The organism is Mucilaginibacter sp. P4_D1 (assembly GCF_056401935.1).
Genome location: NZ_JBFUIJ010000092.1, coordinates 1 through 6,579 on the forward strand (window position 1 = coordinate 1; position 6,579 = coordinate 6,579).

Genomic DNA, 6,579 nt, shown 5'->3' on the forward strand with positions numbered 1-6,579 from the left:
GTATAATGATGTAGAAGATGCAGGAATTGAGTCTTTTAAAACCGTATCTAAATCTGTACAAACACATTATGAGTCTATCTTAAACTTCTTCGACAACAGAAGTACAAATGCTTCAGCCGAATCATTTAATGCTAAGGCAAAAGCTTTTAGAGCTACTTTAAGAGGAGTAAGAGATACTACTTTCTTCCTATTCAGGCTTGCCAAAATATATGCCTGAGGATCGCCCCCCCAACTTTTCCGACTGATCCGAAACTACATTTGGAAGTGCCGCACGGCGCTATAGAGCAGATTTGGCATAAAATAAAAAAGTCCCCGCGTATTACGGCGGAGACCTCTATGGAACCAACCTCCTGCTAAGCTGGCCCACATTAACCTTATCACATTTCAAAAGTGAGGATTAATAATGAAGAAAGTATGAACTTCGTTTTCATACCTAAGCTTAATTTTACAACTTAGCAAAAACCCTTGAAAATTATATATGCAGAAGCCTGATAGCCTCATTTTTGATATGGACGGAACCCTTTGGGATGCCGTTGACACTTACACCACATCATGGAATTTAACTTTTGAAAAACTTGCTATAGATAGAGTGATAAACCGTACCGAACTGCTGGGGCTTATCGGAATGGAGGGAAGTAAGCTAACCAAGGCCATATTGCCTGATTTTGAAGATAATATAGCTCAGGGAATTTACATGGATGTAAATGAAACCAGGAGGCAGATATTACCACAAAGTGGTGGCAATATGTACGAAGGCGTTATAGATGGGCTGAAATTATTGGCAACAAAATATAAAGTTTTTGTGCTGAGTAATTGCGCTGTCGGCATTATACCGCTATTTATAGCATGGGCAAACATTGGCGATTATGTTACCGATTATATAGCTTATGGCGAAAACAACATGCCCAAGAACTATAATATGCATTTGCTGATTGAAAAACATGGGCTTAAAGCGCCGGTATATGTGGGCGATACACAAGGTGACGCGGAGCAGACACGCCTGGCAGGTATACCTTTTATATTTGTGAGCTACGGATTTGGAAAAACTAATGACTACGAACACAAGTTTAATGATTTTCCGTCGTTAACATCCTATTATATGGATTTGTAAAGCAAATCTGCATTTCATAAKTATACTAAATGATAAAGCGCGGCTTTTTGTTATTTGCATTTGTTATTGTTTTTGGCGGGTTGCACGCTCAAAAAGTACAACTGGATTCTATCCGTTGGATTAATAAAGACCTGGGGCATCTCTATTTTCAGAAAGGCCGTGTCAACTTTAATTTTGTTGGAAGCGATAAATTCAAAAGTCATTACGCCATTGTAAAAGATACATTGATCATGACTGATGTTTATACATCAAGCGCTGATAACTTTAGGGTTAAACACAAAACCAATTTTAAATTTTTGATAAGGAACCTGACGCAAAGCCGGCTTTATATCAAAGCTATCGACTCGAACGCCGTTAAGCTGGCTGGCCCGGGCACTTATGAGTTTACCAATTTTAAAAACAGTTATGATAAAGATGTTAAATTCTCTGCCATACGCTTTTTATCGTCAACCTGTCACGGAGATTGCCCACAGCTTGAAATCAAAATTTCGCCAAATGGCGATTATCACTTAAGGGGAGGGGAGTATGCCGATCCTTATAAAGGCGAGTTTACAGCAAAATTATCCAGGCCTCAGCTTGATACCTTAAATTATTGGCTTAAGCATAGCGAACTCAAAAAAATGTACGGCTGGCAGCAACAAGACCAGGTAGTTGATGCACCTAGCTATTATTTTGAAATTGATTTTGAAAACGACAAAAAGAAACTGAGCGTTACTACCAATCAGCCACCGTTAAATATGACCGACCTGGTGCAATTTATGCTATCGTCCTATAAAAGGGTAAAATTAACGCCGGTAAACACTGGCCATTAAAATGGGATACTAAAATAAAACGTGGAACCCACCCCTTCGGTGCTTTCAACCCAAATTTTACCTTTGTGGCTTTGAACAATCTCGGCTGACAGGTAAAGACCTATGCCGAAGCCGGAGACATTTTTTATTTTTTCGTTATCAACCCGGTAAAAACGATGAAACACCTTCTTATGATCTTTTAATTTGATGCCTACTCCTTCGTCAGTAACCGCTACAATTACAAAACCATCGGTGATGGTACTGTTAACCATAATCTTGGTTCCCTTGGCCGAGTATTTTACAGCATTGCTTAAAAAATTACCAATAACCTGGCCAAGTTTTTCTTTATCTCCGGTGACGGTTAAAATATTTGAGTCATTGAAAATTATGGTATGACTGTAGGTTGACAGCAACAACTCGGCAATGCTATCGCCTAAAAGCTTGTTCATATCAAACAATTCCGGTTTAAGCTGCAGCTTGCCCGATTCCAGCTTTGAAAGATCGAGAAAACCATGAATCAAATCCGTCATTTTATTAACCTGGTTATTGGCTTTACTTAAAGCATTATCAACAAAAGCATCATTATTTGCAGCTAATTTTTTTGAAAGTACCTGGATGTATGATTTAATGGAAGTCAATGGCGTTTTTAACTCGTGGCTGGCCATGGCTATAAAATCATTTTTTCTTATCTCATCTCGCTTTACTTCGCTTATATCAATAACGGTACCCAGCATTCTGACAGGTTTTTGCCGCTCTCCGGTAACTAGTTTACCTTTGACGCTTAACCAGTGGATGCTGCTATCGGGCCAAATCACTCTTATATCATACGCATAAATGCCGGTTTTTAGGGCTTCATTAAAGGCGTTAGTTATTACCTGTTTATCTTCGGGCAGCACCTGCTTTTGAAACGCTTCTATTGATGATAACCTGCTGCCTGCCGGATGACCGAATAATTCGGCTAACTGTGGCGAACACAACCTTATTTCGTCTTTAAAATCCCAATCAAAAGTTGCAAAGCCCGTAGCCTCGGCGGCAAGCCGCAACCGGTTTTCGCTTTCTATAGCAGCTTCTTTGGCGTTTACTTCGCCCGTTATTTCGGCAATAGTATTTAAAATATAAGCAACCTTACCATCGGGGCCATTAAATGGCACATTGCTGCATGACCAATACCTTACCCGGTAATCCCCGGTTTCCGGGTCGCGGGTATCGTAACGATAGCTTGGGATATCAATTTTTTGACCTGTTTGTATTACTTTGGCAAATGTTTTACGGGCACCGGTTTCATCTTCGGGGTCATCATCATCGTCTGGAAATACCCGGAAAAAACTTTTGCCAATAATTAGTTCGCGGGTGGCGTTTGTTATGGTCAGATAGGCTTCGTTAGCAGCCATAATTGTAAAATGCGGTGCATCGGCCTTTACCAACAGCGAGCCCGGCGATTTTTCGAATATGATTTTGAAAATCTCATCTGGCAAAACAGGCGATAGTTCGGCGGGCATTTTTATTAATTTTAGATAAAGTCAGATAAAGTTAGAGTTTAAACTCAATATGGGTAATTATTAATAATAAATTTTTTATTTAACCTTTAGGAARTAACCGCGAGCCAAAGGCCATTTTTATTTGATTTATAGTACGCTGCATCTCAACTTTTTGTAGCTTTAAATAATTTAAAACACCATCCATGAAGATCAAAACCAGGGTAATTCTTTTATTAATTGTATTGTTACTGTTTGCAGGTTTTTTTTACTATCGTTTTTATTTTGTTTTTGGAGAGGGTGCCAAAGCGGGCACCATGAATTATTTTGTAAAAAAAGGATATGTTTTCAAAACCTATGAAGGCAGGCTGATACAAAACGGTATACGTACGCAAGCGCAGGGAAGTATAGCTTCAAACGAATTTATGTTTTCGGTAACAGATGAAAAGGTAGCGCAACAACTAAACAACAATGCCGGATCGTAMCTGGAGCTGCATTATAAAGAATATCTCCATACCCTGCCATGGAGGGGCGTTAGCGTATTTGTTGTAGATAGCATCATTTCGGCTAAGCCGATAACTCCGGTTAATCCTTAAAAAGACTATCGGCTTTGCCGGAGTTAGCTTCCCTGATCTTGCTTAAATTAAAGGCTAATTGGCCACCAACATTGTTTGCTTTTATCAACCCTTTATCAAAAAGGTAATTAAGTATATCATCGGCATTTTTTTGATGGGTATCGGGGTGGGTGCCTGGTTCAAGCAGGCTTAGTTTTGCGGCAACTTCACCCGCCGTTGCTTCTCCTAACTGGGCAAGTGCAAACACAACGTTGTTTTGCACGCATGCCGAAGTCGAATATTCGTGAGGCACGTGTAATGGTTTATACTCATCAAAGAAGGAATGATCGGAGCTATTCATAGTAAAACAGTTAAATGTTTACAGCTTCACGTAATGCCTTAACAGTTTCGTGCGATGTTTTAAAACCCTCCAACTGCCATGCTAAAAGATTTACTACTTTATCGTCTTCCCAAATAAGCTCTTTATCGTCCTGTGCTTTTCTGTATGCCTTGATGATCACATCTTCGCCATATTCGCAGTCCGCCAATATACCCTGCCTGTCTTTATTGATAAGCACGGCTTTCAAGTTAATCCAGGTATGATAAAATTTACCCGATAGCGTAGTGCCATCAGTTGGCTGGCCTCCTAGAAATAGTATATATTCTTTTAACTCGCTTACATTGTTTTTACTTTGATCAACATATTCGTTGAACAGTAAAACCAGGTCATTGTCTGTCGAATCATCCGATGCTTTTTGATAACCGGCGATGCGGTCGTTATTTATTTTGATCAGATCATTTAGTGCCGAGATCTGGTGTTGGATATGCTGTAATACTCCCATGGCTTATATATATTATATAAACACAACATTATATGAGAGTTAATGTTTCAGTTTTTGTATCGGGCAGTTTGTATTCAATGTCAAAACCTTTTGTTAGTCAAAATGGAAATTTATTGCTCGTTCCCATCAACCGGTAAAGCAAAGCAAAAAGTGGATCCTTTGCCTTCTACACTGTTTACCCACATCCTACCGCCTTCGCGCTTAATTATTTCTGACGAGATGTATAATCCTAATCCCAAACCAGGGAAGGTATGCTGCTTGTCGCCGCTGACTCTGTAAAATTGTTCAAATACCCTGTCTTTTTTATCATCGGGAATGCCTATGCCAAAATCCTGCACACAAGCAATAGCTTCGTTATTTTTCAGCCGGGTGCTTACAATTATCTGATCGGTATGCRGCGAGTACTTTATTGCATTGGTTATCAGGTTGGTGATCACCTGGCTTATGCGGTCTTTATCCGAGTAAATCTGGCCGGTTTCGGTAAAATCGGCCACCAGCTTATGTTTTTTTGTGGTGTGCTGCAAATCATCCATCGTTTCTTTAACCGCCTGGTTAAAATCAAACCATACCTTGTTAAATTGTAGCCTGCCCGAGTTTATTTTGGTAACATCCAACAAATCGCCTATTAAATTGGTAAGTCGGTTTACCTGGGCATCCATTCTTGCTACCATTTCTGCCTTCTTAGTTTCACCCTCCCGGGTAAGCATTGCCCCCAGCACCTGCGCGTAAGCTTTTATACTGGTTACCGGCGTTTTCAACTCATGACTTGYGATACCTAAAAAATCATCTTTTTGACGTTGAAGCTGCTTTTGCTCATCTATATCGGTATTAGTACCAAACCATTTAACAATTTTCCCGTCGTTAACAAAAGGCAATGCCTGGGCAAGGTGCCATTTATAAACCCGGTTTTTATCGAGCAGCCTAAACTCATATTGGTATATATTTCCGGTTTTAATGGACGATGTCCAAGCGGCAACACATCCATCCGTATCTTCGGGATGCACCAGGTTTAGCCACGATGTGCCGATTATCTGTTCCTGGCCTGTTCCAAAATAATCTGTTGTACGCTGGTTTACGTAATCAATATTACCATCTGTAGTGGCTGTCCATAATTGTACGGGCATAAAATCGGTAACAAACTCAAACTGCTTAATCTGCTCGTTTAGTTCTTGCCTGTCGGCAATTTCGCGGCGCATATCACGTGCTATGGTAGCGCGGCCCTGCGGTTTACCGGTAACCGAATCATAAACCAGCATTGTTGTTCCATATACAGGGATTGCCTCGTCCGTTTCAAAATGTTTAAAACTGATCTCGCCCGACCATTTGCCATCTTTCATCAAGMCCTTGTTCACTTTATTAACCAGTTTAACCAACTCGGCTTTCGTTAAATACTCGCTGTTGTGCCGCTCCAGGTCCTGCTGGCTTTTTATACCTAACATTATCCTCCCCGCCGCATTAACATAACTCACGTTGCCATCCAGGTCGGATAGGCTTACAAAATCCGAACTGTGGTCAATCAGTGTTAATAATTTATACTGTTCATTATGGGCGTTTTTTTCGGGCCTCAAGTCGCGGGCTACAGTTGCCAGGCCAATAGGGTTATCAGAAAAACTATCATTTATTCGGAACGAATTGAGATATACCGGTATCGGTTCGCCTGTTTTAAAATGCCTGTATCTTATTTCACCACTCCATTTGCCATTTTCCAGTATAGCGGGTAACATTTTATCAGCCGCGATTTGCCTGTCATCTTCATAAAAATAATCAAGACCGGATATTAATGCTTCGGCAGCATCATTTATGCCC

General features: G+C 40.4%; 8 protein-coding genes. 4 read left to right on the forward strand and 4 right to left on the reverse strand.

Annotation, left to right across the window (positions count from 1 at the left end):
• From AC1DV1_RS30895 to AC1DV1_RS30905, 3 genes are all read left to right on the forward strand, one after another.
• Window positions 1-217 (forward strand): transposase (locus AC1DV1_RS30895; protein WP_477366656.1); only part of this gene is annotated, 217 nt, incomplete at its 5' end.
• A gap of 261 nt (window positions 218-478) precedes the next feature.
• Window positions 479-1,111, forward strand: coding sequence for an HAD family hydrolase (locus tag AC1DV1_RS30900; RefSeq protein WP_477368573.1), 633 nt, complete (start codon window positions 479-481; stop codon window positions 1,109-1,111).
• Between the two features lie 29 nt (window positions 1,112-1,140).
• Entirely contained in the window at window positions 1,141-1,923 is a 783-nt protein-coding gene (locus AC1DV1_RS30905; protein ID WP_477368576.1) for a DUF6438 domain-containing protein, read from the forward strand.
• Here the strand turns inward: AC1DV1_RS30905 and AC1DV1_RS30910 are convergent.
• Window positions 1,920-3,401, reverse strand: a complete 1,482-nt coding sequence (locus AC1DV1_RS30910; RefSeq protein ID WP_477368579.1) for an ATP-binding protein — start codon at window positions 3,399-3,401, stop codon at window positions 1,920-1,922. The genes AC1DV1_RS30905 and AC1DV1_RS30910 overlap by 4 nt on opposite strands.
• A 182-nt stretch (window positions 3,402-3,583) precedes the next feature.
• On the opposite strand from AC1DV1_RS30910, the gene AC1DV1_RS30915 reads away from it, so the two are divergent.
• Window positions 3,584-3,973: a hypothetical protein gene (locus tag AC1DV1_RS30915; protein WP_477368582.1), complete on the forward strand. Its 390-nt coding sequence runs from the start codon at window positions 3,584-3,586 to the stop codon at window positions 3,971-3,973.
• Here AC1DV1_RS30915 and AC1DV1_RS30920 read toward each other — a convergent pair.
• The 3 genes from AC1DV1_RS30920 to AC1DV1_RS30930 form a co-directional block, all read right to left on the reverse strand.
• Window positions 3,963-4,292: a hypothetical protein gene (locus tag AC1DV1_RS30920; RefSeq protein ID WP_477368584.1), complete on the reverse strand. Its 330-nt coding sequence runs from the start codon at window positions 4,290-4,292 to the stop codon at window positions 3,963-3,965. The genes AC1DV1_RS30915 and AC1DV1_RS30920 overlap by 11 nt on opposite strands.
• A 10-nt stretch (window positions 4,293-4,302) precedes the next feature.
• A complete protein-coding gene (locus tag AC1DV1_RS30925) occupies window positions 4,303-4,773 on the reverse strand; it encodes a ferritin-like domain-containing protein (RefSeq protein WP_477368587.1) in 471 nt (156 codons plus the stop codon).
• Window positions 4,774-4,883: 110 nt separating this feature from the next.
• A partial coding sequence (locus tag AC1DV1_RS30930) for an ATP-binding protein (protein ID WP_477368590.1) occupies window positions 4,884-6,579 on the reverse strand: 1,696 nt, incomplete at its 5' end.